The 26,702-nt window shown below is 63.2% G+C and carries 29 protein-coding genes; 12 read left to right on the top strand and 17 right to left on the bottom strand.

Translation table 11 applies throughout. The annotated features are described in order from the left end of the window. Positions 1–76: 76 nt before the first annotated feature. The 4 genes from RA25_RS05975 to RA25_RS05960 all read right to left on the bottom strand — a co-directional run bounded on the left by RA25_RS05975 (position 77) and on the right by RA25_RS05960 (position 3,743). Complete coding sequence (locus tag RA25_RS05975; protein WP_039170695.1) at positions 77–517, bottom strand: DUF1499 domain-containing protein; 441 nt, start codon at positions 515–517, stop codon at positions 77–79. A gap of 75 nt (positions 518–592) precedes the next feature. Beyond that, positions 593–1,540 (bottom strand): agmatinase, encoded by a 948-nt coding sequence (gene speB / locus RA25_RS05970; protein WP_019298543.1) that lies wholly within the window; start codon positions 1,538–1,540, stop codon positions 593–595. Then, on the bottom strand, positions 1,533–2,501 hold the full coding sequence (speB, locus tag RA25_RS05965) for an agmatinase (protein ID WP_039170693.1): 969 nt from the start codon (positions 2,499–2,501) through the stop codon (positions 1,533–1,535). Before speB (RA25_RS05965) ends, speB (RA25_RS05970) begins: the two co-directional genes overlap by 8 nt. Before the next feature lie 75 nt (positions 2,502–2,576). Continuing rightward, positions 2,577–3,743, bottom strand: a complete 1,167-nt coding sequence (locus tag RA25_RS05960; RefSeq protein ID WP_039170691.1) for a M20 aminoacylase family protein — start codon at positions 3,741–3,743, stop codon at positions 2,577–2,579. A gap of 63 nt (positions 3,744–3,806) precedes the next feature. Between RA25_RS05960 and mazG the strand changes: the two genes are divergently transcribed. Then, positions 3,807–4,622 (top strand): nucleoside triphosphate pyrophosphohydrolase, encoded by an 816-nt coding sequence (mazG, locus tag RA25_RS05955; RefSeq protein ID WP_039170688.1) that lies wholly within the window; start codon positions 3,807–3,809, stop codon positions 4,620–4,622. Positions 4,623–4,699: 77 nt separating this feature from the next. On the opposite strand, the gene RA25_RS05950 is transcribed toward mazG, so the two are convergent. Continuing rightward, positions 4,700–5,254 carry a hypothetical protein gene (locus RA25_RS05950; RefSeq protein WP_039145630.1) on the bottom strand — a complete coding sequence of 185 codons (555 nt, stop codon included), beginning with the start codon at positions 5,252–5,254 and terminating at the stop codon, positions 4,700–4,702. A 268-nt stretch (positions 5,255–5,522) separates the two neighbouring features. Between RA25_RS05950 and RA25_RS05945 the strand changes: the two genes are divergently transcribed. After that, positions 5,523–6,464 (top strand): nucleoside hydrolase, encoded by a 942-nt coding sequence (locus RA25_RS05945; protein WP_039170686.1) that lies wholly within the window; start codon positions 5,523–5,525, stop codon positions 6,462–6,464. Beyond that, on the top strand, positions 6,461–6,910 hold the full coding sequence (locus RA25_RS05940; RefSeq protein ID WP_019298549.1) for a GNAT family N-acetyltransferase: 450 nt from the start codon (positions 6,461–6,463) through the stop codon (positions 6,908–6,910). The genes RA25_RS05945 and RA25_RS05940 overlap by 4 nt, the downstream gene beginning before the upstream one ends. Before the next feature lie 3 nt (positions 6,911–6,913). On the opposite strand, the gene RA25_RS23210 is transcribed toward RA25_RS05940, so the two are convergent. Next, a complete protein-coding gene (locus RA25_RS23210) occupies positions 6,914–7,630 on the bottom strand; it encodes a GNAT family N-acetyltransferase (protein WP_241477370.1) in 717 nt (238 codons plus the stop codon). A 32-nt stretch (positions 7,631–7,662) separates the two neighbouring features. Here RA25_RS23210 and RA25_RS05930 point away from each other — a divergent pair, with 32 nt between their 5' ends. Further along, positions 7,663–7,938 (top strand): glycine zipper 2TM domain-containing protein, encoded by a 276-nt coding sequence (locus RA25_RS05930; RefSeq protein WP_019298551.1) that lies wholly within the window; start codon positions 7,663–7,665, stop codon positions 7,936–7,938. Between the two features lie 341 nt (positions 7,939–8,279). Here the strand turns inward: RA25_RS05930 and RA25_RS05925 are convergent, their stop codons facing one another. The 5 genes from RA25_RS05925 to RA25_RS05905 form a co-directional block, all read right to left on the bottom strand. After that, positions 8,280–8,810: an AAA family ATPase gene (locus RA25_RS05925; protein ID WP_039170682.1), complete on the bottom strand. Its 531-nt coding sequence runs from the start codon at positions 8,808–8,810 to the stop codon at positions 8,280–8,282. Between the two features lie 169 nt (positions 8,811–8,979). After that, positions 8,980–9,486 (bottom strand): DUF2306 domain-containing protein, encoded by a 507-nt coding sequence (locus RA25_RS05920; RefSeq protein WP_193747964.1) that lies wholly within the window; start codon positions 9,484–9,486, stop codon positions 8,980–8,982. Positions 9,487–9,660: 174 nt separating this feature from the next. Continuing rightward, positions 9,661–10,935 (bottom strand): phosphopyruvate hydratase, encoded by a 1,275-nt coding sequence (gene eno / locus RA25_RS05915; RefSeq protein ID WP_039170678.1) that lies wholly within the window; start codon positions 10,933–10,935, stop codon positions 9,661–9,663. Positions 10,936–11,108: 173 nt separating this feature from the next. Next, positions 11,109–12,002 (bottom strand): DMT family transporter, encoded by an 894-nt coding sequence (locus RA25_RS05910; protein WP_019298555.1) that lies wholly within the window; start codon positions 12,000–12,002, stop codon positions 11,109–11,111. Between the two features lie 195 nt (positions 12,003–12,197). After that, entirely contained in the window at positions 12,198–12,611 is a 414-nt protein-coding gene (locus RA25_RS05905) for a Fur family transcriptional regulator (RefSeq protein WP_019298556.1), read from the bottom strand. A gap of 352 nt (positions 12,612–12,963) precedes the next feature. Between RA25_RS05905 and RA25_RS05900 the strand changes: the two genes are divergently transcribed. Next, positions 12,964–14,280 carry a DEAD/DEAH box helicase gene (locus RA25_RS05900; protein ID WP_029205083.1) on the top strand — a complete coding sequence of 439 codons (1,317 nt, stop codon included), beginning with the start codon at positions 12,964–12,966 and terminating at the stop codon, positions 14,278–14,280. A gap of 234 nt (positions 14,281–14,514) precedes the next feature. Here the strand turns inward: RA25_RS05900 and RA25_RS05895 are convergent, their stop codons facing one another. Together RA25_RS05895 and RA25_RS05890 are read right to left on the bottom strand one after the other, a co-directional pair. After that, positions 14,515–15,219 (bottom strand): endonuclease/exonuclease/phosphatase family protein, encoded by a 705-nt coding sequence (locus RA25_RS05895; RefSeq protein WP_039146448.1) that lies wholly within the window; start codon positions 15,217–15,219, stop codon positions 14,515–14,517. A 156-nt stretch (positions 15,220–15,375) separates the two neighbouring features. Next, positions 15,376–16,794, bottom strand: coding sequence for a protein adenylyltransferase SelO (locus RA25_RS05890; protein WP_039170677.1), 1,419 nt, complete (start codon positions 16,792–16,794; stop codon positions 15,376–15,378). Positions 16,795–16,851: 57 nt separating this feature from the next. Between RA25_RS05890 and RA25_RS05885 the strand changes: the two genes are divergently transcribed. Both RA25_RS05885 and RA25_RS05880 read left to right on the top strand, forming a co-directional pair. Then, positions 16,852–17,271, top strand: coding sequence for a cupin domain-containing protein (locus RA25_RS05885; protein ID WP_039170676.1), 420 nt, complete (start codon positions 16,852–16,854; stop codon positions 17,269–17,271). A 44-nt stretch (positions 17,272–17,315) separates the two neighbouring features. Further along, a complete protein-coding gene (locus tag RA25_RS05880) occupies positions 17,316–18,218 on the top strand; it encodes a fatty acid desaturase (RefSeq protein WP_039170675.1) in 903 nt (300 codons plus the stop codon). An 81-nt stretch (positions 18,219–18,299) separates the two neighbouring features. On the opposite strand, the gene RA25_RS05875 is transcribed toward RA25_RS05880, so the two are convergent. Beyond that, positions 18,300–19,409, bottom strand: coding sequence for an anhydro-N-acetylmuramic acid kinase (locus RA25_RS05875; RefSeq protein WP_039170672.1), 1,110 nt, complete (start codon positions 19,407–19,409; stop codon positions 18,300–18,302). Positions 19,410–19,552: 143 nt separating this feature from the next. On the opposite strand from RA25_RS05875, the gene tyrS reads away from it, so the two are divergent. Continuing rightward, a complete protein-coding gene (gene tyrS, locus RA25_RS05870; protein WP_039170671.1) occupies positions 19,553–20,809 on the top strand; it encodes a tyrosine--tRNA ligase in 1,257 nt (418 codons plus the stop codon). A gap of 297 nt (positions 20,810–21,106) precedes the next feature. Here tyrS and RA25_RS22965 read toward each other — a convergent pair whose 3' ends face one another. Next, positions 21,107–21,244, bottom strand: coding sequence for a hypothetical protein (locus RA25_RS22965; RefSeq protein WP_193747963.1), 138 nt, complete (start codon positions 21,242–21,244; stop codon positions 21,107–21,109). 46 nt (positions 21,245–21,290) lie between these two features. Between RA25_RS22965 and RA25_RS05865 the strand changes: the two genes are divergently transcribed. Continuing rightward, positions 21,291–22,205, top strand: a complete 915-nt coding sequence (locus RA25_RS05865) for a GNAT family N-acetyltransferase (RefSeq protein WP_052254173.1) — start codon at positions 21,291–21,293, stop codon at positions 22,203–22,205. A 100-nt stretch (positions 22,206–22,305) separates the two neighbouring features. Beyond that, entirely contained in the window at positions 22,306–23,061 is a 756-nt protein-coding gene (locus RA25_RS05860) for an SDR family NAD(P)-dependent oxidoreductase (protein WP_039170669.1), read from the top strand. Positions 23,062–23,302: 241 nt separating this feature from the next. Here the strand turns inward: RA25_RS05860 and RA25_RS05855 are convergent, their stop codons facing one another. Then, positions 23,303–23,659, bottom strand: coding sequence for a winged helix-turn-helix transcriptional regulator (locus RA25_RS05855; RefSeq protein ID WP_039170668.1), 357 nt, complete (start codon positions 23,657–23,659; stop codon positions 23,303–23,305). Between the two features lie 95 nt (positions 23,660–23,754). Between RA25_RS05855 and RA25_RS05850 the strand changes: the two genes are divergently transcribed. Then, positions 23,755–24,042 (top strand): putative quinol monooxygenase, encoded by a 288-nt coding sequence (locus RA25_RS05850; RefSeq protein WP_039145605.1) that lies wholly within the window; start codon positions 23,755–23,757, stop codon positions 24,040–24,042. A 152-nt stretch (positions 24,043–24,194) separates the two neighbouring features. Further along, positions 24,195–24,752 (top strand): sugar O-acetyltransferase, encoded by a 558-nt coding sequence (locus tag RA25_RS05845; RefSeq protein ID WP_039170666.1) that lies wholly within the window; start codon positions 24,195–24,197, stop codon positions 24,750–24,752. A gap of 134 nt (positions 24,753–24,886) precedes the next feature. Here the strand turns inward: RA25_RS05845 and RA25_RS05840 are convergent, their stop codons facing one another. Further along, positions 24,887–26,695 (bottom strand): ABC-F family ATP-binding cassette domain-containing protein, encoded by a 1,809-nt coding sequence (locus RA25_RS05840; RefSeq protein ID WP_082023042.1) that lies wholly within the window; start codon positions 26,693–26,695, stop codon positions 24,887–24,889. Positions 26,696–26,702 lie beyond the last annotated feature (7 nt).

Here is a 26,702-nt window from a genome sequence, read left to right as displayed (position 1 = left end):
ACGCGCAAGTGCGGCGCCCGGATCAACCGTAAGATGCTTTTGCGCAAAAAGCCCGAGAACAGGCGGGAGCTTCTGCTTATTCCCCGGCTGTGGCCGCTTGCGGAGCCTCCTCCATTTCCGCCAGCCAACCGTTGATCCGCTCCTTGTTGGCGCCAAGGTCAGACCGGCCGAACCTCAGCCGGGCATAGACTTTCAGCAGATCGCCGTCTTGCGCCGCAGTGGTGTAATCGGGAAAGCCCAGCACCTGGGTGCGGGTAATATAGGTCACCATGCCGTCGTCCGGGCCACCCGCCAGCACGCTCGTGCGCGGCGCGTGGCTGGCAATACGGTGGAACCGCTCCAGCCCGTCCGGCCCGGTCCGGATCACCCGGAACACGCCGCCGCGGAATTCCTTATCCTCGCTCAGCTCCGGCTGGGTGTTCCAGTCCAGCGGATCGCTCGGCGCCAGCCGGACGAACCCCAGTCCGGCAACTATCGCGGCCAGCAGCAGCCAGCCCAGCAGCATCAGCCGCCTCAACGCGGTTTCAAGGTCACCCCTTGCCTCCTCCTCACACGCGGTCCTCCCCCGGCCTTCTGTGTGAGGCCGGACCGCTTATCTCGTTGCCACGCCCGGCAGCACGCACAACAGCTCATAGAGCAGGTTGGCGCCCACCAGGGCAGTGTTGCCCGACGGGTCATAAGGCGGCGACACCTCTACAAGGTCGCAGCCCACGATGTTGACCCCCTTCAGGGACCGGATCAGTTCCAGCGCCTGCGGCGTGGTCAGCCCGCCGATTTCCGGCGTGCCGGTGCCCGGCGCATAGGCCGGGTCAAGACTATCGATATCATAGGTGACATAAACCGGCCTATTGCCGATATCGCGGCGAATTTCCGCACCCATCTGGTGCAGCGAGCGGTTCCACAGCTCCTGCGCCGGGAAGTGCTGGAACCCCCAGCCCTGCGCCTCGGAAAAATCGGTGGCGGCATAACCGGTGCCGCGGATGCCAATCTGATAGGTCTTGTCCGGGACGATCAGCCCTTCCTCATAGGCGCGGCGGAACACAGTGCCATGGGTCTCCCGCTCCCCGAACATCTCGTCGTTCACATCCGCATGGGCATCCACATGCACCAGTGCGACAGGGCCGTATTTCTTGGCAATCGCGCGCAGAATCGGCAAGGTAATCGAATGGTCACCGCCCATTGCCACCGGAACCACCCCGCCCGTCAGGATCGCGTCGTAGCTGTCTTCAATAATGCGCAGCGATTCCGGCAGCGAAAACGTATTGATCGCCAGATCGCCGATATCGGCGATGTTCAGGCTGTCAAAGGGCGCCGCGCCCGTCGCCATGTTGTAGGGCCGCAGCATCGCGCTTTCCGCGCGGATCTGCTTTGGTCCGAACCGGGTGCCCGACCGCCAGGAGGTGCCGATATCCATCGGAACCCCCAGCACTGCTACATCCAAACCGTCCAGCGAGGTCGCCTGCGGCAGCCGCATAAAGGTGTTCGGCCCGGAAAACCGCGCCAGGTCATTGCCGCTGATCGGCTGATTGAAGTCAGTCATTGTCTCTCATGTTCCAGCCAAGAAGGCAGATAATTTCCGTCGCTGCGTGTGCCCCGGCAATAGCAGTTGCGCCGGTTGTGTCAAAGGGCGGAGAGACCTCCACCACGTCACCGCCCTTGATATTGATGCCGGCAATCTCCCGCAGGATGCGCGAGGCCTGCGCGGACGTGAGGCCGCCCCAGACCGGCGTGCCGGTGCCGGGCGCAAAGGCCGGGTCAAGACAGTCGATATCAAAGGTCAGATAAACCGGCCGGTCCCCCAAGATGTCCTTGATCCGCCGCGCGGTTTCCACCGGCCCAATCTCATGCACCGTGGGCGCGTCTATGATATTGACCCCCAGCGTGTCGTCATTGGTGGTACGGATCCCCACCTGCACGGACGTGGCCGGATCCACGATCCCTGTCTTCACGGCCTTGTAGAACATGGTGCCATGATCGACCCGGTCCATGTTGTCATCCGCCCAAGTGTCCGTATGGGCATCGAACTGCAGCAGCGAAATCGGGCCGTATTTCTCCGCATAGGCTTTCAGGATCGGAAAACTGATGTAGTGATCCCCGCCCAGCACGACGGAGGCCGCATCTGCCGCCAGAATGCCGCGGATATGCTCCGTCAGCGCTGCGGGAAACTCAGGCACATTGGCATGATCAAAGGCCAGGTCGCCGTAATCGGCAATCGCCAGGGTGCTGAGCGGTTTGTAAGGCCAGCCATAAGGTTCATCCGGCGCCTGCATGGACGATGCCTCGCGGATGGCCCGCGGTCCCAGCCGGGTGCCGGAACGGTTGGTGACGGCCTGGTCAAACGGCACGCCAGTCACCGCGATGTCCACGCCTATCAGGTCCTTGGTATACTTCCGGCGCAGAAAGGACGTCGCCCCGCCAAAGGTGATTTCCGGACTCAGCCCCTTCAAATCCTCGCGGGTGAAGGCGTGATCGACAATGCGTTTTGCATCTTCCAGTGCCATGGCGGATTGTTCCTGTTTATGCTGACCTTTTGATCAAATACAGGCCCAGCGGGCCATTGTCATTACTCAGCGCCTCTAGCCGTTCAGAGGCTGCGCGCGTTCCACCAGCCGGGCAAAGAAGGACGCCCCCACCGGTGCAATCGCGTCATTGAAATCATACTTCGGATGGTGAAGCCCGGCACTGTCGCCCTGCCCCAGGAAGAGGTAGGAGCCGGGCCGCGCCTGCAGCATATAGGCGAAGTCCTCCGCTCCCATCTCGCGTCCGCCGTCAGCCTCCACATTGGCGTCGCCGGAAATTTCCTTCGCGACTTCCACCGCAAAACCGGTCTTTTCGGCGTCGTTGAACGTGGCCGGATAGCCTATCTCGTAGTCAAGCTCTGCCTCGACGCCGTAACTCGCCGCCTGCCCGGCAACAATTTCCTTCATCCGCCGCATCACCATTTTCTGCACGTCCGGGTTAAACGTGCGCACGGTGCCGTTGATATAGGCGGTGTCCGGGATCACATTGTCGACGGTGCCGGTGTGGATCTGGGTGACAGAGACCACCAGATCCTCCAGAGTGTGGTGATTGCGGCTGACGATGGTCTGGATCGCCTGCGCGATGCCGCAGGCCGCCATCACCGGATCGCGGGTCTCATGCGGCATCGCCCCGTGGCCGCCTTTGCCCTGGATATGGATGTGGAAGGTATCGACCGCTGCCATCAGCGCGCCCGGGGTGGTCAGGAAATGCCCCTCCGGCAGGCCCGGCGCATTGTGCAGCGCATAGACCTCGCCGATATCAAACCGCTCCATGATGCCCTCCTCGACCATGATGCGGGCACCGCCAATCGCCTCTTCCGCAGGCTGGAAAATCAGTGCAACCCGGCCTTTGAAATTGCGCGTCTCGGCCAGGTACTTCGCCGCGCCCAGCAGCATCGTTGTATGGCCGTCATGGCCGCAGGCATGCATGTTGCCCGCATGGCCAGAGGCATACTCCGCCCCGGTTTCCTCCGGGATGGGCAGCGCATCCATATCGGCGCGCAAGCCAATCGTCGGCCCCTCGCCCTGCCCGTTGATGATCGCCACCATGCCGGTCTGTGCGATGCCCTCGTGCAGCTCGTCCACACCGAACTCCCGCAGCCGCTCCGCCACAAAGGCGGCGGTCTTGGGCAGGTCCAGCGCCAATTCCGGGATCTGGTGCAGATGCCGCCGCCAGGCCTTCATCTCCTCGGCGTAATCGGCAATACGGTTCACAACGGGCATCGGGGTGGACTCCTGCTCCAGACTCGGGATGATGCATCTGACACCGGAAAAAGAGCAGCCGCAATGCAAGAAACAGACCTGATCCACGACCATACCGCCGGTATCGAGCGCCTTCTGGAAATCATGGCGCGTCTGCGCGACCCGCAAACCGGCTGCCCCTGGGATATCGAACAGGATTTCGCCACCATCGCCCCCTACACCATTGAAGAGGCGTATGAAGTTGCCGATGCCATCGAACGCAAGGCCTGGGACGAACTGAAGGGGGAACTGGGCGACTTGCTGTTCCAATCGGTCTTCCACGCTCAGATGGCAGAGGAAGCCGGGCATTTCACTTTTCAGGACGTGGTCCGGACCATGTCGGACAAAATGGTCTCCCGCCACCCGCATGTGTTCGGCGATGAAAGCCGCGAGAAATCCGCCGAGCAGCAGACGCAGGACTGGGAGGCAATCAAGGCAGCGGAGCGCGCAGGCAAGGAACAGAAGGGCACGCTGGATGGTGTCGCCGTCGGCCTGCCCGCCCTGCTGCGCGCCTACAAGCTGCAGAAACGCGCCGCCCGGGTTGGCTTTGATTGGCCCTCGGCTGACAATGTCATCGCCAAGATCACCGAGGAATGCGCCGAGCTGGTTGAGGCCCGCGACAGCCTCTCCCACTCTGAGGTGGAAGAAGAATTCGGCGATCTGTTGTTCGTGATGGCCAACCTGGGCCGCCACCTCGGCGTTGAACCCGAAGCCGCGCTGCGCGCTGCCAACGCCAAATTCACCCGACGTTTCGAGGGCGTCGAGGCCAAGCTCGCCGCCCGCGGCAAACGGCCTGAGGACAGTGACCTAGAGGAAATGGATGCGCTCTGGGACGCGGTAAAGGCCGACGAGCGCGCCTGAACGCGCCCAGATCTTTCATCTTTCCCTAAATACTCAAATCCCGGCGGCAGCGCCGCCGGGTCCCTGGGTCCGCTGACTCAGACCAGGTTGGCCTTTTTCAAGGACGATGAAATCGCCTTGTAATCCTCAAGGATCTTTTCCTTCTTCGCCAGCTCTTTCCACAGCTTCTCGGCGGTTTTCTTATCGTCGACGGCGACGTTCACCATCACTTCCTTCAGCTTCTTCACGTCAGTGATACCCAGCAGCTTGGCCGCCTTCTTAGGATCGCCCATAGCGTTTTCAGCCACGTATTTTTTGTATTCATCGCCGCCGGTGAACCCCATCACATCCTTGTTCAGCATCTTCACGACCTCTTCCTTGCCGGTCGCGATGATCTTTTTCCAGTCGGCGTGCTTGAAGTCGCCTTTGTCAGCCAGCGCCTTGGCCGCCAGATGCGTCTTGGAGGTGATGTTGACCGGTTCCTTGCCCTTCTTCTGGTCCATGTAGCGGGTCCACAGCGATTCCGCGTTGCCCTTGTTCTGGGTGAACATGAACTCGTTCAGGCAATAGCGCCGCTTGCAGTAATCCATGTAAGCGGCGGTCATCTTCTTGTCTTTCAGGATATCGCCAACAACCTTGGGCTCTTTGGGCATGTCTTGTTTTCCCCATGCAAATCAATGTGTTTCCGGCCAACCAATGCCGTACCAATAAAGCCCACAATGCGGGCTGAGAAATCACTGCCTGCGCCTGCGAACCATCCCGTCCGTGACGCTGCGTCAGGCAATTATAGAAAGCAAACGCGGGCGCAGCAAACTTCCGTCGCAGAAAATCCCGTGAAATTTGCGCGGACCTGCACAGCAGCGGTTCAATCCCGGTGAAACTGCGCGTAGTCTCCCGGTTCACGATCCCGCGGAGACCGCTATGAGCGCCAGAAAAATCATCATCGACACCGATCCCGGCCAGGACGATGCCGTCGCCATCCTGCTGGCACTGGCCAGCCCGGAAGAGCTTGACCTGCTCGGCATCAGCTGCGTGGCCGGCAATGTGCCGTTGGAGCTCACCAGCAAGAACGCCCGTATCGTCTGCGAGGCCGCGGGCCGTACCGATGTGCCTATCTATGCAGGCAGCAAGGCGCCGCTCGCCCGCCCGCTGATCACTGCCGAACACGTGCACGGCCAGACCGGCCTGGACGGCCCTGCCCTATGGGAGCCGCAGATGCCGCTGGCCGAGGGGAACGGCGTCGAATTCATCATCGAAACCCTGCGCCGCCACGAACCCGGCACTGTCACGCTCTGCACTCTTGGGCCGCTGACCAATGTTGCCGCCGCCTTCAACACCGCCCCGGACATCATCGACCGGGTGCAGGAGATCGTGATGATGGGCGGCGCCTATTTCGAGGTCGGAAACATCACTCCAGCCGCGGAATTCAACATCTACGTCGACCCGGAAGCTGCTGAAATCGTGTTCAGATCCGGCGCGCCGCTCACGGTGATGCCGCTGGATGTCACGCATAAGGTGCTGGCCACCAAGCCGCGCGTCGAGGCGATCCGCGCGCTTGATACCCGGGTTGGCCATTTCACTGCGGAGATGCTGGATTTCTTCGAGCGCTTCGATGTGGAGAAATACGGCTCAGAAGGCGGCCCGCTGCACGACCCCTGCGTCATCGCCTGGCTGCTGCAGCCAGAGCTGTTTTCCGGCCGTCATGTGAACGTCGAGATAGAAACCAGTTCGGACCTCACCCTCGGTATGACCGTCGCCGACTGGTGGGGCGTTGCAAACCGCAAGCCCAATGCCCTTTTCATCGGTGATGCTGACGCGGACGGCTTCTTCACCCTTCTGACCGAAAGGCTCGCCCGCCTATGAGCGCCGCACTGCATCTCGCCAAACCGGAACATCTGGAAACCGTGCTGGCACTGGTTGCCGCCTTCCATGCCGAATCCGGGCTGGAAAGCAGCGACGAGCACCGCCGCGCCGGAATCGAGCCGCTATTGAACGGCCACCCTTATGGCGCCGTCTACCTGATCGGCCCCACCCGCGCGCCGATCGGTTACATCGTCATCACTTTCGGCTGGTCCGTGGAATTCGGCGGCATGGACGGTTTCGTGGATGAGCTCTATATCCGCCCCGCCGTGCGCGGCCGCGGCATCGCCACTGAAGTGCTGACCGAGCTGCCGAAATCGCTGGCAACGGCCGGCATGCGCGCCCTGCATCTGGAGGTCGACCGGGAAAACGAGACCGCGCAAAGGCTGTATTTGCGCACCCGGTTTCAGCCGCGCAAGAACTACATCCTGATGAGCAAGAGCCTCTAGCGTTTACAGCAGGCAGCGCAGCCGCGGGCCGACCTCCAGAAACCCGCTTCGTTTGTAAAATGCCAAGGTCCGCGCCCAGGCCGGCTGATCCGGAGCCCCGACTTCCAATCGCTTCCAGCCGTGCTGGCGCCCATGCTCGGATGCCACGGCAACCAGTGCCGCGGCCACGCCCTTTGAACGCCAGTCCGGTTCCACATAAAGCTCGGTGATCTCGCCAAACCGCCCGCCCGCATAGACTGCTGCGCATTCATTGAGCATGAGCAGCCCAACCTGCCGCCCAGCGGTGGCCGCAACAAAACCGGCAACAGAGCCGGTTCGCAGCACTTCTTCCGCAACAGGCAGCAACTGGTCAGACTGCACGGCCTCGCCACCGCTAAGCTCCTCCAGCAATGCAGCAATGAATCGCGATGCAACAGCAGCCTCGCCTGGTACAAGCTGGCGAACTTCAATGCTGGTGCCGCTCAAAGGATTTCCCCCAATACATGCCAATAATATGATCAAATTAACCCCAGCTGGCCACCCGTGTCTATTACAAAGGCCACGCGGCTGTTTCACTGAAAATCCCGGCACGTCACGGCGGGCTTTCCACCCCTCCCCGGCAAAAGCCCGCCGCTGTGCGCCCCCCTCCGGCAGTTTTGCGCTGCTGTCCCCAAAGCGCGCATTTATGCGGAACCATCCTCCTGAGGCCGGCGTTATAGTCCCGTCTGCGGCCTGAAACATGGCCACCCTGGACCTGAAAATGGAGATATCAAATGACTTTCCGCTGGATCCCTGCACTTGCAAGTTCCGCTGTACTGGGCCTCGGGGCCTGTACCAATCTGACCCCGGAACAGCGCACCGTTGCCGGTGTGGCAGGCGGTGCCGCAGCCGGCCTGATCGCAGCTGACGCGCTCAAGGCAGACGACGACTGGCGCCTGATCGCAGCGCTCGGCGGCGCCGCCGCAGGCACGCTGGTTGCGCAGAACAACCAGACCCGGCAGTGCGCATATTCCCGCGGCGACGGCACCTATTACACCGCCCCGTGCTAAGAGTTCACGATCTGGCGCCCTCCCCCCGGCCAGGGCGCCAGATCTCCCGATGCAGCCTGCGGTCAGGCCGCATCCCTGGCATCAGCGTATTTCACCGCCAAGATTCAGCCGCTGGACCGGATCGTCCGGTGACGCGGCCTGGCCGCTGAATGGGTAGGTTCCCGGTCCGCTGCATCCCAGAAGGGTCGAAAGAACTGCACAGATTGCCACTGTGCGCAAAGCCCGCATCGTCATGGCTTGCTCCCCTTTCCCGCGGCTGCTTTGCGCCGCGTAAGAACAAGCTACATGACGCCAGCGTGAGCGTCTGTGATCCGGGCCACATATGCCGAAATGGGGATTTCTTACGTCTCTGCCAGCTCTGCGGCCAAGGCGCGGCCCTGCTGCTCAGCGTCGAATTCCAGGCCGCACGGCACAGAAATCAGCCGCCCCGCCTGCAGAGGGTAGCCGGCTTCGAGTACTTGAAGCCACTTCAGAACATTATCCCGGCAGCTCAGGTCTTCAAGACGCCTTTTGGCTGAGCCGAACCTTTCCGCAGCAACTTCGGCACTGCAGGCGCAATGCACCTCCACCAAGGTCTCATACTGCTGCAACCAGCCAGCTGGCGTTCCGAAACCAGCCGCCCCTACGCGCGGCTGCCACTGAGCCACCAGAACACAGTGGCTGAGCGCTTCAGCGGCGGTTTGAAACAGGCGGTCGCATTCCTGCTCCAGCCGCCTGCGCTGCTCCGGCGTGGCATCAGCCGCGCGCACAGACAAGGCTTCCAGGAAGTCATCCCTGTCCAGACAGGGCCAGCTCAGTTGCTGCGCCAAGACATGCCCAAGTGCGGATTTCCCGCTGCCGGGCAAACCTGTCAGGATAATTGCCGCTTTCATCTTTTCAGCTCAGTTTTGCCTGCACCAGATTTACCATCATTCGGCAATACCCGCATAGGGTTTCTCAGAGAAACGAAAACTCGCGGAAACTTGCCGCCTCGCCCAGCCGAATAGCCAGCAAACTACCTCTTACTTAAGGAGAGACTGAGTATGGGTCAGAGGCAAATCATCAAAACCTCAACGCCTTATGGAAAACGCCCGCACGCGCCTCCAGGACAAGAAGAACAGCCAGATTTGTCACCAAACCCACCGCCGATGCTGCGGTAAAACTCTGTTCAAAGGGGACAGAAAGCAGCTGATTGGCCAGTTCAATGTAAACCCGCGCAGTGGAGACCGTCAGTCCAAGGGCAAAAGCCAGCCGCATCAAACGCATGTGCATTCCGAATTTCCGCAGGCGAGCAAAACGGTATGCGAAAGCCATAGCCGCCATCAAGCTGATGCAAATTGCGAAAGTAACTGCCTGTGTCAGAACCCCGCCAAGCGCCGGGAAGACCATCACCATATGCATTACGCCAAGGCTTGAAATCACCCCGCTTAGAATGAACACTTGGCCCAGCGCCCGGTGAGCCTTGGGAAAACGCCTTCGGACCACGGGGGAAAACTGAAGGGGGCCAATCAGAAAGAACACGATACCAGGAATTAGGTGGACAGCTGACGCCAGTGGCGTGATCAGCATAGCGCTGGTCCACAAGAGGCAACCCGTCATGAGTCTGAAACAGGAAAAGCAAACGGTCAAAACTGTCCCGCAGAACCGGCCAGCTCAACAGATAGAGAAATACGGTATCAAATCGGAACATCTATGTGTGGTTCAAAATGAGAAGCCCCGCCGGAGAGGCGGGGCTTCGCAATCTTACTTCAGGATCGAGCGGCCTGCGTATTCTGCCACTTCACCCAGCGCCTCCTCGATACGGATCAGTTGGTTGTACTTGGCAAGCCGGTCAGAGCGCGCCAGCGAACCGGTTTTGATCTGGCCGCAGTTGGTGGCAACCGCGAGGTCGGCAATGGTGGCGTCCTCGGTCTCGCCGGAGCGGTGCGACATCACGTTGGTGTAACGCGCGCGATGGGCCATATCGACAGCCTTCAGGGTCTCGGTCAGGGAGCCGATCTGGTTCACCTTCACCAGCATCGAGTTCGCCACGCCGCGCTCGATGCCCTCAGCCAGACGCGCCGGGTTGGTCACGAACAGATCGTCGCCCACCAGTTGCACGGAATTGCCGATCTTGTCGGTCAGCAGCTTCCAGCCGTCCCAGTCGTCCTCGGACATGCCGTCTTCGATGGAGATGATCGGATAGTCATTGACCAGCGCCGCCAGATAGTCGGCGTTTTCCTCGGATGTCAGGGATTTGCCTTCACCCGCCAGGACATATTTTCCGTCCTTGTAGTACTCGGTCGCCGCGCAATCGAGCGCCAGGTAGATCTCTTCACCGGGCTTGTAGCCAGCCTTTTCGATCGACTTCAGGATGAAATCCAGCGCCTCACGGGAGGAGCCGATGTTGGGGGCAAAGCCGCCCTCGTCGCCGATCCCGGTCGACAGCCCCGCCGCCGACAGCTCTTTCTTCAGGGTGTGGAACACTTCAGAGCCCATGCGCACCGCGTCGCGGATGTTTTCCGCGGCCACCGGCATGATCATGAATTCCTGAATATCGATCGGGTTGTCGGCATGCTCGCCGCCGTTGATGATGTTCATCATCGGCACCGGCAGAACCCGGGCCGAGGTGCCGCCGATATAGCGGTAGAGCGGCTGGGTGGTGAAATCGGCCGCGGCCTTGGCCACCGCCATCGACACGCCCAGAATGGCGTTGGCGCCCAGGCGGCCCTTGTTCTCGGTGCCGTCCAGTTCGATCATCGCCTGATCGACCGCAACTTGCTCGGTAGCATCAAAGCCGACCAGCTCCTCGGCGATCTCGCCGTTCACCGCGGCCACCGCTTCCAGCACGCCTTTGCCCATGTAACGGGACTTGTCACCGTCGCGCTTCTCCACCGCCTCATAGGCACCGGTCGAGGCACCCGAGGGCACGGCTGCACGGCCCATGGTGCCGTCTTCCAGGATCACGTCGACCTCAACCGTCGGGTTGCCCCGGCTGTCGAGGATCTCACGGGCGTGAATGTCGATAATGGTGCTCATCTGTCCATCCTTGGTTTGGCCTGAAAGCGGCGCGTTTTGCTGCCAGCGTCATACCAGCCGCTGCAGGAAAGTAAACCGGGATCGTTATCGCTAACACGCATAAAAGCGGCAGTTTAGGGCTAACAAGGCGCTGTTTGCGCCAACAGGGCAGAGGAATTTCGCCAGCCGGGACGTCAGGCCGCAGCCGCCGCCGCACGGCGGGCCCGCCGTGCCAGCCGCTGCTCGCGCACAAAGGTGTAAAGACCCGACCCGATGATCAGCGCCGCCCCGGTCATGGTCAGCGCATCGGGCCGCTCGCCAAAAACCAGAACGCCCGCCAGGATCGAGAACAGCAGCCGGGTATAGCGGAACGGTGTCACCGCCGAGGCATCCCCCACCCGCATCGCCGTGACAATGCCGTAATAGCCCAAGACCCCGAACAGAACGCCGCCTGCCATCATCAGGTATTCATTCTGCTCCATCACCTGCGCCTCGCCGGGAGTGAAGGCCAGCAGCAGCAGGCCCGCAGGAATGACTGCCAAAAACGCCTGGAAACTGACGACGGTAGAGGGAACGGCGCTGTCCATCACCCGGGTCATCAGATCCCGCGTGGCGACGCCCAGCACCGCAATCACCACCAAGAGCGCCGCAGGCTCAAAACTGTCCAGACCCGGCCGGATGATCAGCAGCACCCCGGCAAAGCCAACGCAGATCGCCAGCCAGCGCCGCCAGCCGACCTGTTCACCCAAAAACAGCGCCGCCCCCATGGTAATCACCAGCGGCGTTGCCTGAAACACCGCAGCCACAACCGAGATGTCGACCAGCGCCAACGCAGAGGCGAAGCCCATCGCCGACACCGCCTCTGTCCCCGCGCGCAGCACGGGGCGCAGACGCCAGGACCGCGGCGCAAACAGTTTGTGGCCCTGCATCTTTGCCATCACCGCAAAGACCAGCCCGCTGCCAATGCCAAGGCAGATCAGGATCTGCCCAACCGGCAAAGTGCCTGACAGCTGTTTGATGAACATGTCTTCAAGCGTGAAGAACGCCATAGAGGCGATGACCAGAAGAATGCCGTGCAGGTTGTTCATTTTCGCGCGTCCCGTAATGCGGACCGGCAGCACGCCGGACCATCCGGGCAAATGACATCAGCACACGGTCCCGGACAACTCCGTTTCCGACCCCGGCCCATGACAAGACGTGAGCACACACATCAATATTTGTGATAAGCCGAACACCAGCTACCCGCACAACCGGGCTTTGGGCTGGAAAACACCCCCGCTAGCCTACTCCGCCTTGCGCGGCACTCCGTAGAGCTCCAGCCGGTGCCCGCGCAGCTCATAGCCCAGCTTGCGGGCGATCCGCTCCTGCAGCTCCTCAATCTCCGGATCGCAGAACTCGATCACCTCGCCGGTGTTCATGTCGATCAGATGGTCATGATGCTCGCGCTCGGCGTCCTCGTAGCGCGCGCGCCCGTCGCCGAACTCCAGCCGCTCCAGAATGCCCGCCTCCTCGAACAGCTTGACCGTGCGGTACACCGTGGCAATCGAAATCCCGGCGTCTTTTGCGCTGGCGCGGGCGTACAGCTCCTCGACATCCGGGTGATCATCGCTGTCCTGCAGCACCTGGGCAATCACCCGGCGCTGGCCGGTCATGCGGAGCCCCTTGGCTTCGCATCGGGCGATAATCGTCTTTTGCATATCTTCCTCGCGGTTTTCTGGTCTTCCTCTTTAGCGGATGCGTTCTGCGGCGAAAACAGGCTTTTCAACCGTATCAATGGTTGACAAACAGCTTATCCACAGCCATTTGGCACCCAGGCATCCCTCCCTGCCGCGTGAGCAGAGGCCATTGACCGGACGCGCAACCTGCGCACAAACCACAGTTCCGGGGTCTAGTGATATGCCGCCATTCCCAAAATCACGCGTGGGGATTGCAGAGGCCAGCGGCCTGGCATCCGGCCAGCGCGCGCCCGAGGTCCCTGCCCCGCAAGACACCGCTGCCATGCAGCGGACTCCGGCCCGTGCAGACTGCAGGGCCGTGAAAGGACGATACGTGACTGAATTTTCGACCATGGGGCTGCCTGAAAAGCTCCTCGCGCGCCTCAAGGACATGGGTCTGAACGACCCCACCCCGATCCAGGCGCGCGCCATTCCCCATGCCCTCAATGGCAAGGACGTGCTGGGCCTCGCGCAGACCGGCACCGGCAAAACCGCTGCTTTCGGCGTGCCGCTGATCGCGCAAATGATGCAATACGGCCGCAAGCCCGCTGCGATGACCGTGCGCGGCCTGGTTCTGGCACCGACCCGCGAACTGGCCAACCAGATCGCCGACACGCTGAAGGGCCTCACTGAAGGCACCCCGATGAAAGTCGGCCTGGTGGTCGGCGGCGTCTCCATCAATCCGCAGATCGCCCGCATCGCCAAGGGCACCGACATCCTGGTTGCCACTCCGGGCCGCCTGATCGACATCCTCGACCGCGGCGCGCTGGACCTGGCTTCCTGCGACTTCCTGGTGCTCGACGAAGCCGACCAGATGCTGGATCTGGGCTTCATCCACACCCTGCGCAAGATCGCTGCTCTGATCCCCGCGGAACGCCAGACCATGCTGTTCTCGGCCACCATGCCCAAGCAGATGAACGAGATCGCCAACTCCTACCTGCAAAGCCCCGTCCGAATCGAGGTTTCACCTCCGGGCAAGGCCGCCGACAAGATCACCCAGTCGGTGCATTTCATCGCCAAGGCCGCCAAGCTTGACCTGCTGAAGGAACTGCTGAACGAACACAAGGATGAGCGCACCCTGGTCTTCGGCCGCACCAAATGGGGCATGGAGAAGCTGATGAAGACGCTGGACAAGGCAGGTTTTGCCGCGGCGTCCATCCATGGCAACAAATCCCAAGGCCAGCGCGAACGCGCCCTGGCGGCCTTCAAGGCGGGCGAGATCAAGGTGCTGGTTGCTACCGATGTGGCGGCCCGCGGCCTCGACATTCCGGATGTGAAATACGTCTACAACTATGAACTGCCCAACGTGCCCGACGCTTATGTGCACCGCATCGGCCGCACCGCGCGTGCGGGCAAGGACGGCCAGGCAATTGCGCTGTGCGCCCCGGATGAGATGGAAGAGCTGAAGGCGATCCAGAAAGTGATGAAAATCACCATCCCCACCGCCTCCGGCCGCGCCTGGGAAGCGATGCCCGATCCGGCAGCCCCCGCGGGCAAGCCCGGCGGCCGTCCCAACGGGCGCCGCGGCGGCGGCAAACCCGGCGGCCAGCGCCGCCGTGGCGGCAGCGGCGGCGGCAACAGCCAGGGCAAACCCCAGGGCAGCAAGCCCGGCAACGCCCAGCGCCGCGGCCAGAAACAGCGCGCGCGCTAAGCCTTCCCCGCCAGCGCCGGGTCAAGGGTCCCGCAGGGACCGCGCGGCACGCGCGGCTTGCCCTTGACGCGGCGCTGGCGGAACACACACTTGAAATGGCGCTTAAGGGCACACCTGCCCTTAAGCGCCTCTCAGCAGAAAATACTCCGCGCTGCGCAGCAGCGCCCGGCCCAAGCCTGACGGTAAATTGCCCAGGCAATTTCCCTGGAAAGGCGCGGGAGCTCCCTCGCTTCGCTAGACCGCCCGCAGATCCGCCCAGACCGGCAGATGGTCAGAGGCGATATGCGCGGGCCTTTTGCCATGCACCCCATGCGCCACCGCCGTCAGCCGCTTGCAATGGGCGATCCTATCCAGCGCGCCCAGCGGCCTGAGCGCTGGAAAACTCGGTTTCGGCGGCAGAAAATTCAGCGCCGGGGCGATATGCTCCAGCACCGCCCCGCGCGACCATTCGTTGAAATCCCCTGCCAGCACCACCGCGGCGTCATCGCGTTTCGCGGCCCGCGCCAGCGCATGCATCTGCTCGCGCCGGGCCCTGCCTGTCAGCCCCAGATGCGCGCCGATCACCCGCACCGGGCCCAGCGCGGTTTCCAGCTCCGCCCAGACCGCCCCGCGCGGCTCCAGCCCGGGCAGCGCGATATGCCCCTTTGCCCGCAGCTGCACCCCATTCCGGTACAGCACCGCATTGCCATGCCAGCCCAAGGACCCCGCACCGCCGAGATCCGCGGCCCGCCAGCCGGTCTCCTCGACCAGGAAATGCGGCAGCGCCGCCGGGCGCGGCGGCAATCGCTTATCCGCCTCCTGCAGCACCGCCACATCCGCCTTCAACCCGGCCAGCACCTGCAGAATACGCTCCGGCCGCCGGCGCAGGTCCAGGCCGACGCATTTCTGGATGTTGTAGGTGGCAATCCGCAGCGTGTCCGGCGGGGGTCTTTGTGGCATCTGCTTGTCCCGGGTCTCAATCGGAGTGTGGGGCAGGACGCCATCCAAGCACAACCGGCATCACGCCGCAGAAGGTTAAAAAGGGGGGCTGCCTCCCCCTCTTGAGCCTGCAGCTCACTTCACCCCCGCGGGTATTTTCAATCAGAAAGGAGCAGATCAGGTGCCGCAGAAGGTTGCCTGCACCACTTCTTCGGGCAGCGGCGGACGCTGCAGATCACTATGGTCCGGCTGGTCCTCGTAAGGGTTGGCCAGCACTGTGTTCAGCCGGTGGAACAGCGCATAGTCGCCTGCCACCGCACCGGCAATCATCTCCTCGATCCTATGGTTGCGCGGAATGAAGGCTGGGTTCGCCGCACGCAGGACCGCCTGCGGGTCCGGTTCGTCTTCCAGCCGCGCCTGCCAGTCCTCCGCCCAGGCATCAAAAGCTGCCGGATCGGTGAACTGATCCCGCGCCGTGCCATCCGCCAGAGCGCGGAAGGTATTGGTGAAATCACTCTGGTTCTCCGCCATCCGACCCAGCAGAGAGGTGACCAGTTCCAGGTCCCCGTCCCGCTCCGTGGTGATCCCCAGCTTGGCCCGGAACCGCCGCAGCCAGGCCGCCTCTGTCAGTGCGGGCATCGCATGCACGATCTCCGTTGCTTGCTCGACACCTGCCTGCGGGTCGTCCATCTGCTGGATCAGCGCGGTTGCCAGCTGCGCCAGATTCCAGACCGCAATCGTGGGCTGGTTGGCATAGGCATAGCGCCGCCCCCGGTCGATCGAAGAAAACACCGTATGCGGGTGGTACACATCCATGAAGGCGCAAGGCCCGTAGTCGATGGTCTCGCCGGAGATCGAGAAATTATCGGTGTTCATCACCCCGTGGATAAAGCCCACGGACATCCATGCAGAAATCAGCTCGGCCTGCGCATCACGCACCGCGCTGAGCAGCCCCATCGGGCCATCAGCCTCCGGGTAGTGGCGGGCAATGGCATAGTCTGTCAGCTGCCTGAGGCTCGCCTTGTCGCCGCGTGCCGCAAATACCTGAAACGTTCCCACCCGCAGATGGCTTGCCGCCACCCGGGTCAGCACCGCGCCGGGCAGGCCGCCCTCGCGCCATACGGTCTCGCCGGTCTCCACGGCCGCCAGCGCCCGGGTGGTCGGGATGCCAAGCGCGTGCATCGCCTCGCTCACCACATATTCCCGCAGCACTGGCCCCAGCCAGGCCCGCCCGTCGCCGTTTCGCGAATACGGCGTCCGTCCCGAGCCCTTCAACTGGATGTCCCGGCGCTTGCCGTCCGTCCCCACCACTTCGCCCAGCAGGATCGCGCGCCCGTCGCCCAGCTGCGGGTTGTAGGTGCCGAACTGATGCCCCGAGTAAAGCTGCGCCAGCGGGTCCGCCCCTTCCGGCACCTGATTTCCGCTGAACACCGCGGCCATCTCCTCCGCCTCACTGGGTGCTACGCCCATGATCTGCGCCAGATCCTCATTGAAAGCCAGAAGCCGCGGCGCCTTCACCGCCTGCGGCGGGAGTTTGGAGTAGAACTGCCCCGGCAGGGCAGCATAGGTGTTGTCAAAGGGGATCGTGAATGTCATGGCCCAAACATATGACTGGGACACAGATTTACCAGCACCAAAGCGGAGGGAGCAGCAATGGACGCGGACCGGATCATCGAGCACCTGGGCCTGCAGCAGCATCCGGAGGGCGGCTGGTACAAGGAAACCTGGCGTGCGGAAAATGAAGGCCGCCCCACAGGCACCTGTATTTACTTTCTTTTGAAGGCTGGCGAGAGCAGCCACTGGCACCGCGTCGACGCCACCGAAATCTGGCTGTACCACGCCGGCGCGCCGCTGGTGCTGTCAATGGCTGCGACAGATGAAGGCCCGGTGCAGGACCACCTGCTGACCCCGGACCTGACCAAAGGCGCACCGCAGCTGATCGTGCCCACGGGCCACTGGCAGGCCGCCCGCACCACCGGCGCGTTCACACTGCTCAGCTGCACCGTTTCGCCGGGATTCGAGTTTGAAGGCTTCGAACTGGCCGCCCCCGGTTTTGACATCCCGCGCGGCTGATCCGCCCCTTGCAGCGAATCGCCTGTCTGGACAAGACTGTCCATATGTCTGCAGAACCGGATCACACACGCCTCATCAAATCGCTGCCGCCACAGACCAAGGCTACCCTGACGGCCCGGTCTGACGCGGCGGGGCTGCGGCATCTGGCGCTGTATCTGGCGGCGCTCGGCGCCTGCTCAACCGGCATTGCGCTGCATGTGCCCCTCTGGCCGCTTCTGATGCTGCCGCAGGGGGTGCTTCTGGTCTTCTTGTTCACCCTGTCGCACGAGTGCACCCATAAAACCCCGTTCCGAAGCGGCTGGATGAATGAGGCCGCAGGTCATTTCTGCGCCGTCGCCATCGCCCTGCCCTTTGTCTGGTTCCGCTACTTCCACCTGGCGCATCACAAATACACCAACGATCCTCAGCGCGACCCGGAGCTGGAACACGGAGGGCGGCCGGAGACCTTCGCTCAATGGCTGAAATACCTGAGCGGCTGGGGCTATTGGCGCGGCATGGCGGCAACCCTCTGGCAAAACGCTTTTGGCACCATCACCGCGCCCTACCTGCCGGAACGCCGCCACGCGGCCATGCGGCTGGAGGCGCGCCTGCTGCTGGCGATCTACGCCGCCGCGATCCTGAGCCTGCTTGTATCACCGCTGATCCTGTGGCTGTGGATTGTGCCGCTGCTGATCGGCCAGCCTGTCCTACGCGCCTACCTGCTGGCGGAACACGGTCTCTGCCCCCCGGTGGCGAACATGCTGGAAAACTCCCGCACCACCTTCACCAACCGGCTGGTGCGGTTTGTGGCCTGGAACATGCCTTATCACGCAGAGCACCATTCTTTCCCGAATGTGCCCTTTCACCAGCTGCCGGCCTTCCACGCGATCACCCGCGCGCATTTGAAGTCGACGTCAGACGGGTACGGGGAGTTCACGGCGGACTACCTCCGCCAGCTCTCCCGCTGATCCGCCGCCAGAGGCCGCACAAATTTCTTCAAAGAAATTTGCCAAGAAACTTCGAAGTTTCTTGTCCGCCCGGTCACAACCTTACGCCCCCGGCACGCTTACCACACCGCCGCCGACACAGGCGCTGACACCGGTGGTGCCAGGCGCCGATGTCGGCATTCCCCGCGCCACCCGCACCGCCAGATGGGCAAAGGCCTGCGCCTCCAGCATGTCACCGTCCAGCCCTGCGTCCTCCACCGGCTTTACCGGACAATCGAGCGACACCCGCAGCATCTCCATCAGCACCGGGTTGTGCCGCCCGCCGCCGGTGACAAGCACCACCTCCGGCGGCTCAGGGCAATGTTCCATGCCCTGCGCCACGGCAGCCGCGCACATGGCAATCAGGGTGGCAGCCGCATCCGCATCGCTCAGTTCATTGACCAGTCCGACCATCTCGGCAAAATCGTTCCGGTCCAGCGACTTGGGCGGCATTCTTGCGAAATAGGGCTCGGCCAGAAACAGCTCCAGCGCACCTGTTTCCACGGTGCCGGACCGCGCCACTTTGCCATCGGCGTCCCAGGGAATACCCAACCGCTCCTGTACCAGATCATTGACCGGCGCATTGGCCGGGCCGGTGTCAAAGGCCAAGAGCGCACCCGGCTGCTCGGGCCTGTCAAACCGCGGATCCACATAGGTGAGGTTGCCAACCCCGCCCAGATTCAGGAAGCACAAGGGCTGCTCAGCGCCGATATACTTGGCGCAGGCAAAATGGAAGAACGGCGCCAGCGGCGCGCCCTCGCCGCCCATCGCCACATCGTCAGTGCGGAAGTCCCAGACCACAGGCTTGCCCAGCGTTTCGGCCAAGGCTGCTCCGTCGCCCACCTGCAATGTGCCTTGCAGCCGCGGCGCATGGGCCAGGGTCTGGCCGTGAAAGCCGATGATCTCCACATCACCGAACTCCGCCAGCGCCGCCGCATGGGCCGCATCGCAAACCTCTGCCGCGGCCTCAACCTCCGGCCCCGCCCACTTGCCGAGGCCCGCCCGCAGCACGCTGCGCTCTGCGGCGGAATACTCGCGGTAACTGCTCTCGCCGAATGCGTGAATGCGCGCGCCGTCGGTCACCACAACCGCCGCATCCACCCCGTCCAGCGAGGTGCCGCTCATCGCGCCCAGCGCCCTGACCGCACCCGTTTTTGCAATGGCCCTGCTCATGGCCTGCCCCCATCCTTCTGGATCCGGGCCGTACCGCCCGTTGCAGGGGATACTACAGCGCATAATTTGCCGGGAAAACAGGTTCCAACCGGCGCCAATGCGATTTATAGGGCATGGTGCAAAACCATAGACCGAGGCATGTTATGACCTACACACCGAAATCGGATTTCGTCGCAGTCATGATGGAACGCGGGTTCCTCGCGGACTGCACCGATTATCAGGGCCTGGACGACGCCCTGCTGCAAGGTGTGCGCCCGGCCTATATCGGCTTTGACGCCACAGCGAAATCGCTGCACGTCGGCTCGCTCATTCAGATCATGATGCTGCGCTGGTTCCAGAAGACCGGCCACCAGCCGATCACCCTGATGGGCGGCGGTACAACCAAGGTGGGCGACCCGTCCTTCCGCGCCGATGAGCGCCCGCTGCTGACCGAAGCACAGATCGACGACAATATCGCCGGCATCAAAAAGGTGTTCTCCGCCTACATCGACTATGAAACCGACGCCCCGAACAAGGCGCTGATGCTGAACAACGCCGAATGGCTGGACGGGCTGAACTACCTGGAATTCCTGCGCGACATCGGCCGCCATTTCTCGGTGAACCGGATGCTGTCGTTCGAGAGCGTGAAATCCCGCCTCGACCGCGAGCAGTCGCTCAGCTTCCTCGAATTCAACTACATGATCCTGCAAGCCTATGACTTCATGGAGCTGAACAACCGCTACGGCTGCATCCTGCAAATGGGCGGCTCGGATCAGTGGGGTAATATCGTCAACGGCATCGACCTGACGCGCCGCACCATCGAACATGAGGTCTATGGCCTCACCTCGCCGCTGCTGACCACCTCCGACGGTAAGAAGATGGGCAAGACCGCCGAAGGCGCGATCTGGCTCAACGCCGACATGCGCAGCCCTTATGAGTTCTGGCAGTTCTGGCGCAACACCACCGACGCCGACGTGGGCCGGTTCCTGAAGCTCTACACGGAGCTGCCGGTGGAGGAATGCGAGCGCATCGGCTCCCTGCAAGGCTCCGAGATCAACGAGGGCAAGGTGATCCTCGCCAATGAGGTGACCACCCTCCTGCACGGCGCCGAAGCTGCTGCGGCGGCAGAAGCCACCGCGCGAGAAGTGTTTGAGAAGGGCGGTGTCGGCGACGACCTGCCCACACTCTCGCTGTCCCCTGCGGACCTGGGCGACGGCATCTCGATCGTGCAGCTGATCGTGAAATCCGGTCTCGCCAAATCCGGCAAGGACGCCAAGCGGCTGATCTCCGAGAATGGCGCCCGGATCGACGACCAGCCGCTGACCGACGCAGGCCTGATGATCGACGCAGGCGCGCTGTCCTCGCCAATCAAGCTGAGCGCCGGCAAGAAACGCCACGCGCTGGTCAAGCTGGGCGGCTGATCCATCTGGATATGAGAAGGAAAAGGGAGCCCTTGCGCTCCCTTTTTTCTTGCCCGCAGATGCTCCCGCCCGTTCCAGCCCCGTCAAAGACGGGTCCTCAAGGTTGGGCCGGGCGCCGCTTGGCGACGCACCAGCACATCCTCGCAACGCCTCCCTCAAGCCAGCCCCGGGTCAAGGGCCGCGCATGCGGCCGTGCGCAGCACGGTTCACCCTTGAGGCGGGGATGGCCGGGATACACTCGTAAAGGCGCTTAAGGGTAGACCTGACCTTATGCGCCTCTCGGCAATATATCCCCTCTCAAAGCAGCAGCGCTTCCACCAGCGTCAGCACCAGAAACACCGGCACAGACAGGGTGATCGCAATCAGCAGCGCCGCCGCCTTGGTCATCCGCGGGGCGGCTGCCGCCTGCCCCATGATCTGTTTTGCTTTCTTCATGCCTGAAATTAACCATGATTTAGGTTTCCAGCGCGTTAATAACCCCATGTTCGACAGCGCCCCCGATCCCGATCTGCCCGCAGCAGCTACCGCCCGCCCCCAACCCCGCGCGCTCCAGCAATCGCCGGAGTTCGCCCGCGCGCTGATGGCCTGCGGACAGGAGCCCCGGATGCTGAAGGGTGCTTTGGTGCTGCGCCGCCGCTTCCCCGGCGGGCTGAAGCTGGCAATGGTGAACCGGGCGGATCTGACGGATCCCGCCCCCCTGCTGGCCACCCTGCGCGCTGGCGGCTTCGCCCGCACCCCGCTGATCCTGTCACCCGAATCCCCGGCGCCGCATCTTGCCCGCCTCGGCGCCGTGCCGCTGGCTACGCCAGCCCATGCCGCGCTCTGGGACCTGACAGGCGATGCAGAGCAGCGCCGCGCCGCCCTGCATCAGAAATGGCGCAACCGGTTGAAGCACGGAGAAGTGCAAAACCTCCGCCTCACCCGCCAGAACCTGCCGCATGACGTGCGCCACTGGCTGTTCCGGGCCGACGCGGCACAGCAAACACAGCGCGGCTACCGCAGCTGGCCCATTGGCCTCACCCTCGCCTATGCCCGCGAAAACAAGGGCCAGGCCAAGCTGTTCCAGGCGTTTGAGGGCAAGGAAGCGGTTGCCGCCATCCTGATCCTGACCCACGGCAGCACCGCCACCTACCACATCGCCCACACCACCGCCCGCGGCAAACAGCTCAGCGCCCATCCCCTCCTATTGTGGGAGGCCGCCAATTGGCTCGCCGCCAAGGGCATCTGCCGGCTCGACCTCGGCCTCATCAACATCGAGGACGCCCCAGGCCTTGCCCGCTTTAAGCTCGGCACCGGCGCCCATCTGCACCGTCTGGGCGGCACCTGGGGTCTCTGGCCGCCGCTGGGCCGCCTCCTGCGCCCGCTGGCCTTGCTCGACTGGCAGCAAATGGCCTGACAGGTTTCTCGTAAGTCCGCGACGTCCCGTCCCGCTGGACAGGCACCCAGCGTCTCCATTATATGAACACATGTTCAGATAATCGGGAGGAGCCCCGCTCATGAAACTTGCAGACACCGCAGCCGTGGTTACCGGCGGCGCGTCCGGCCTGGGTGAGGCCACCGCGCGCTATTTCGCCGAACAAGGCGCTCAGGTCACCATCCTCGACCGCGACGCCGAACGCGGCACTCAGGTGGCAGAGGAAATCGGCGGCCACTTTGCCCAGACCGACGTGACCAGCGAGGAGTCGGTCTCCGCTGCCATCGCCCACGCGGCAGAGAAGATGGGCAAGATCACCGCTTGCGTGAACTGCGCGGGCATCGCCATCGGCGCCAAGACCGTGAGCAAGGAGGGCGCGCACCCGCTGGATGCCTACAAGCGCACCATCGACATCAACCTGGTCGGCACCTTCAACGTCGCCCGCCTGGCCGCTGTCGAGATCGCCAAGAACACCCCCGACGCGGACAACGCCCGCGGCGTAATCATCAACACCGCCTCCATCGCCGCCTTTGACGGGCAAAAGGGCCAGGCCGCCTATGCCGCCTCCAAGGGCGGGGTTGCCGGCATGTGCCTGCCAATGGCCCGCGATCTCGCGTCCTCCGGCATCCGGGTGATGACCATCGCGCCCGGCATCTTCATGACCCCGATGCTGGCCGGCCTGCCGGAAGAGGTGCAGCAGCAGCTGGCTGCAGATGTTCCCAACCCCGCCCGCCTGGGCGACCCGCGCGAATACGGCCGTCTCGCCGGCTTCATCGTCGAGATGGGCTATCTCAACGGCGAGGTTATCCGCATAGACGGCGCCCTGCGCATGCGCTGACCTCTGCTGCTGATTCCGGGTCAAGGACGGCGCAGCCGCCGTGCGCAGCACGGTTCATCCTTGATGCGCAAGCAGCGGCAAACACACTCGATACCGCGCCTTCAGGGCAAACCTGCCCCTGAAGCGCTTCTCAGCAAAACCCTCAGCGTTGCGCAGCAACGAACGGCCCACGACCGCACAAAGGCGCCTTGGCGCAGCCAGGGCACCTACGGCCGCGGGAGTTTCTTGCCAAGCCGCTGCCTTAGCTCCCCGGCCCGGCACCCCAGGCCGCCAGCGCCTCGATCACCGGGCGCAGCGCCTGTCCCTTGCCGGTCAGGCTGTATTCCACCCGCGGCGGCACCTCGGCATAGACCTTGCGGTGCACGATGCCATCCGCCTCCAGCTCCCGCAGCTGCTTGGTCAGGCTGCGCTGCGTCACATCCCCCAGCGCCCGCGCCAGGGCATTGAACCGCAAGGTGCCGGGCAGCAGGTGATAGACGATCAGCCCCTTCCACTTGCCGGAGATCTGCTCCAGCGCCGCCTCAACCGGGCAGCCGCCGCTGCAATCGTAAGTCTCGAACCGTGCGGCCCGGCTTTCGCCCTGATCTTCAGTATCCATTTTGTACCTACCCTCACAAAATGTGCGTTCTTGCGCAGAATACACCGTGCAGCCATATCCCGTCCCGTCACATCCCTCAAGAACAGGAGGCCCAAATGGCCCTGACAATTCTCGCCCAGATTACCGCCCAGCCCGGTAAAGAAGCCCTGGTCAAAGCTGAACTCGAAAAGCTGGTGCCCATCACCCGCGCTGAGGACGGCTGCATCCGCTATGACCTGCACCAGGACAACCAGACGCCCGGGTTTTTCGTGTTCTACGAAACCTGGGAATCGCGGGAGCTGTGGCAGCAGCACATGAACGCACCGCATCTGGCCGCCTATATGACCGCGACTGAGGGCGCGGTGGCCGCCTTCACCCTCAATGAGATGACCCAAACCGCCTGAGCTTCTGCCCGCGCCGGGCACCGCACCAGCGGTGCCCGGCCCAAGGCCGCACAAGGGCGCCTTGGCAAAGCCAGGGCGCCTGCGGGCGCGGGAGCACACCCGCAATTGACAATCGATGCCGCCCGCCCTTCACTCCGGGTCAGGAGGCGCCGATGAACAAATCCGAACGGCAGAAAATGCAGGCAGGGGAATGGTACTGTTGCCTGGACAGCGAACTCTCCGCGTTGCGCCACCAGGCCCGGGTTGCGGTGCATCAGCACAACAGCGCACTGCCTGATCCGGCTGAGAATCTCAGCCCGCCGCTCGCCAAACTCTTTGCCGCCCACGGTGAAAACTGCCTGATCGAGGCGCCGTTTCACTGCGCCTACGGCCTCAACATCCGGCTAGGCAACAACGTCTACATGAACGCAGGCTGCACCATTCTGGACACCGCTCCCGTCAGCATTGGCGACGGCACCATGCTGGGGCCGAACGTGCAGATCTACTGCGCCCAGCACCACAAAAACAGGGCGTTGCGGGCCCAGGGGCTGGAGATTGCCTGTCCCGTCACCCTTGGTGCAGATGTCTGGATCGGCGGCGGCGCCATCATCCTGCCCGGGGTCACCATCGGCGATGGCGCGATTGTGGGAGCAGGCGCGGTGGTCACCAAGGATGTCGCCGCAGGAGAGACCGTCACCGGCAATCCCGCTGCCCCGGTGGCCAAACGGTAAGGGCGGCGTCCGCCCGCTTAGCACCCAATTTACATTTCCTGATGAATTACAAAGTTTTACGGCAGCATCCTTGACCAAATGTTTCGCGCGCGAAACATTTGGTCAGGCGTACTGACCTAACTGGGGAACCGGCCTCAGGCCCCAGCCTTCTCCTCCAGCTCCAGCCATTCCTCTTCGACTGCAGCCAGCTTTTCCTGCCGCTCCACCAGCGCCTCGGTGGCCTTCTTGAACTTGACCGGTTCGCGGGTGAACAGCTCGGGATCGCTCATCAGCTCCTGCAGCTTGCCGATCTCCGCTTCCAGCCGTTCGATCTCCGCAGGCAGCGCCTCCAGCCGGTGCTTCTCCTTGAAGCTGAGCCCGTCCTTGGGCTGGCTCTCCTGCTTGGGCTTCGCCTTTGCAGGCTTCACCTTCTCCGCTTTCTCAGAAACCTCCAGCGGCCCGCGCTGCGCGATGTAATCGCTCCAGCCGCCGGCATAGGCCGTGGCCCGCCCATTGCCTTCCATCGCAATGGTGGTGGTTGCCACCCGGTCCAGGAAATCCCGGTCGTGGCTCACCAGCAGCACAGTGCCGTCGTAGTTGTCCAACAGCTCCTGCAGCAGGTCCAGCGTCTCCACATCCAGATCGTTGGTCGGTTCGTCCAAGACCAGCAGGTTCGAGGACCGCGCCATCAGCCGCGCCAGCAACAGCCGCGCCTTCTCGCCGCCCGACAGCGAGCGCACTGGCGCCCGCGCCTGGCGCTCGTCGAACAGGAACTCCTTCAGGTAGCCCACCACATGCTTGGGCTGGCCGCGCACCATCACTTGATCGGCCTTGCCGGATATGCCGAGCAGCGGATCGGCCGTCAGGTTCTCCCAAAGGGTCGAATCGCCGTCCAGCTGGTCACGGGTCTGGTCGAACAGGGCGATCTCCAGATTGGTGCCCAGCTTCACAGAACCCGCATCCGGGTCTTCCATCCCCAGCAGCATCTTCAAAAGCGTAGTTTTCCCCGCGCCATTGGGGCCGACAAAGGCCACCCGGTCGCCGCGCTGCACTTTCAGTGAGAAATCCCTGACGATCTCCTTGCCGCCAAACGCCTTGCTCAGCCCCTCGGCCTCGATCACCTTGCGGCCCGACTTGGGGCCCGCCTCCAGCGCCATCTCGGCGGCGCCCTGACGCTTGATCTGGCCTGCGCGCTCCGCCTTCAGGTCCTGCAGCGCCCTGACGCGCCCCATATTGCGCTTGCGCCGGGCCGAGATGCCTTCCACCGCCCAGCGGCTTTCCGACTTGATCAGCCGGTTCAGCTTGTGGCGCTGCATGTCCTCGTCTTCCCAGACCTTGTCGCGCCAGGCCTCGAAATGCTCAAACCCCTTCTCCTGACGGCGCACCTCACCGCGGTCCACCCACAGGGTGGCGCGGGTCAGCGCCCGCAGAAACGCCCGGTCGTGGGAGATCAGCACAAACGCCGCGCGGGTCGCCTTCAACTCATTCTCCAGCCAGGTGATTGCCTCAATGTCCAGATGGTTGGTGGGCTCGTCCAGCAGCATCAGGTCCGGCGCCTCGGCCATCAGCTTGGCCAGGGCCGCGCGCCGCCGCTCGCCGCCGGAGGCGGTTTCCACCGGCCTTGCGGGATCAAACTTCAGCCCCTCGCCCGCGCGTTCCACCTTGTACATTTCGCCGGGGTCCAGTTCGCTGGCGGCAAAATCGCCTAAGGTAGCAAACCCCTCCATCTTCGGGTCCTGCTCCATGTAGCCGACTGATTTGCCCGGCGGCACCACGATGTCGCCCTGATCGGCTTCAACAATCCCCGCCATCACCTTCATCAGCGTGGATTTTCCCGAGCCGTTGCGGCCCACTAGCGCCACCCGGTCGCCGGGCTGCACCACCAGATCGAGGTTCGAAAAAACCGGATCACCCCCGAAGGTGAGGGAAATGCCGGACATCTGCAAAAGAGGAATACGTGCCATGCCAGCC

The sequence above is a fragment of the Leisingera sp. ANG-S5 genome (assembly GCF_000813925.1).
In the GTDB taxonomy this organism is placed as follows: Bacteria; Pseudomonadota; Alphaproteobacteria; order Rhodobacterales; family Rhodobacteraceae; genus Leisingera.
Note: the sequence above shows the minus strand (reverse complement) of the source record. Positions and strands in the feature narration are given on the sequence as shown.

Excerpts from the sequence above, each read along its gene's own strand:
- speB (WP_019298543.1), bottom strand. The coding sequence starts at position 1,540 with ATGACTGACTTCAATCAGCCGATCAGCGGCAATGACCTGGCGCGGTTT.
- speB (WP_039170693.1), bottom strand. The coding sequence starts at position 2,501 with ATGGCACTGGAAGATGCAAAACGCATTGTCGATCACGCCTTCACCCGC.
- RA25_RS05960 (WP_039170691.1), bottom strand. The coding sequence starts at position 3,743 with ATGCCCGTTGTGAACCGTATTGCCGATTACGCCGAGGAGATGAAGGCC.
- mazG (WP_039170688.1), top strand. The coding sequence starts at position 3,807 with ATGCAAGAAACAGACCTGATCCACGACCATACCGCCGGTATCGAGCGC.
- RA25_RS05950 (WP_039145630.1), bottom strand. The coding sequence starts at position 5,254 with ATGCCCAAAGAGCCCAAGGTTGTTGGCGATATCCTGAAAGACAAGAAG.
- RA25_RS05945 (WP_039170686.1), top strand. The coding sequence starts at position 5,523 with ATGAGCGCCAGAAAAATCATCATCGACACCGATCCCGGCCAGGACGAT.
- RA25_RS05940 (WP_019298549.1), top strand. The coding sequence starts at position 6,461 with ATGAGCGCCGCACTGCATCTCGCCAAACCGGAACATCTGGAAACCGTG.
- RA25_RS23210 (WP_241477370.1), bottom strand. The coding sequence starts at position 7,630 with ATGTTTCAGGCCGCAGACGGGACTATAACGCCGGCCTCAGGAGGATGG.
- RA25_RS05930 (WP_019298551.1), top strand. The coding sequence starts at position 7,663 with ATGACTTTCCGCTGGATCCCTGCACTTGCAAGTTCCGCTGTACTGGGC.
- RA25_RS05925 (WP_039170682.1), bottom strand. The coding sequence starts at position 8,810 with ATGAAAGCGGCAATTATCCTGACAGGTTTGCCCGGCAGCGGGAAATCC.
- RA25_RS05920 (WP_193747964.1), bottom strand. The coding sequence starts at position 9,486 with ATGCTGATCACGCCACTGGCGTCAGCTGTCCACCTAATTCCTGGTATC.
- eno (WP_039170678.1), bottom strand. The coding sequence starts at position 10,935 with ATGAGCACCATTATCGACATTCACGCCCGTGAGATCCTCGACAGCCGG.
- RA25_RS05910 (WP_019298555.1), bottom strand. The coding sequence starts at position 12,002 with ATGAACAACCTGCACGGCATTCTTCTGGTCATCGCCTCTATGGCGTTC.
- RA25_RS05905 (WP_019298556.1), bottom strand. The coding sequence starts at position 12,611 with ATGCAAAAGACGATTATCGCCCGATGCGAAGCCAAGGGGCTCCGCATG.
- RA25_RS05895 (WP_039146448.1), bottom strand. The coding sequence starts at position 15,219 with ATGCCACAAAGACCCCCGCCGGACACGCTGCGGATTGCCACCTACAAC.
- RA25_RS05890 (WP_039170677.1), bottom strand. The coding sequence starts at position 16,794 with ATGACATTCACGATCCCCTTTGACAACACCTATGCTGCCCTGCCGGGG.
- RA25_RS05885 (WP_039170676.1), top strand. The coding sequence starts at position 16,852 with ATGGACGCGGACCGGATCATCGAGCACCTGGGCCTGCAGCAGCATCCG.
- RA25_RS05880 (WP_039170675.1), top strand. The coding sequence starts at position 17,316 with ATGTCTGCAGAACCGGATCACACACGCCTCATCAAATCGCTGCCGCCA.
- RA25_RS05875 (WP_039170672.1), bottom strand. The coding sequence starts at position 19,409 with ATGAGCAGGGCCATTGCAAAAACGGGTGCGGTCAGGGCGCTGGGCGCG.
- tyrS (WP_039170671.1), top strand. The coding sequence starts at position 19,553 with ATGACCTACACACCGAAATCGGATTTCGTCGCAGTCATGATGGAACGC.
- RA25_RS22965 (WP_193747963.1), bottom strand. The coding sequence starts at position 21,244 with ATGAAGAAAGCAAAACAGATCATGGGGCAGGCGGCAGCCGCCCCGCGG.
- RA25_RS05865 (WP_052254173.1), top strand. The coding sequence starts at position 21,291 with ATGTTCGACAGCGCCCCCGATCCCGATCTGCCCGCAGCAGCTACCGCC.
- RA25_RS05860 (WP_039170669.1), top strand. The coding sequence starts at position 22,306 with ATGAAACTTGCAGACACCGCAGCCGTGGTTACCGGCGGCGCGTCCGGC.
- RA25_RS05855 (WP_039170668.1), bottom strand. The coding sequence starts at position 23,659 with ATGGATACTGAAGATCAGGGCGAAAGCCGGGCCGCACGGTTCGAGACT.
- RA25_RS05850 (WP_039145605.1), top strand. The coding sequence starts at position 23,755 with ATGGCCCTGACAATTCTCGCCCAGATTACCGCCCAGCCCGGTAAAGAA.
- RA25_RS05845 (WP_039170666.1), top strand. The coding sequence starts at position 24,195 with ATGAACAAATCCGAACGGCAGAAAATGCAGGCAGGGGAATGGTACTGT.
- RA25_RS05840 (WP_082023042.1), bottom strand. The coding sequence starts at position 26,695 with ATGGCACGTATTCCTCTTTTGCAGATGTCCGGCATTTCCCTCACCTTC.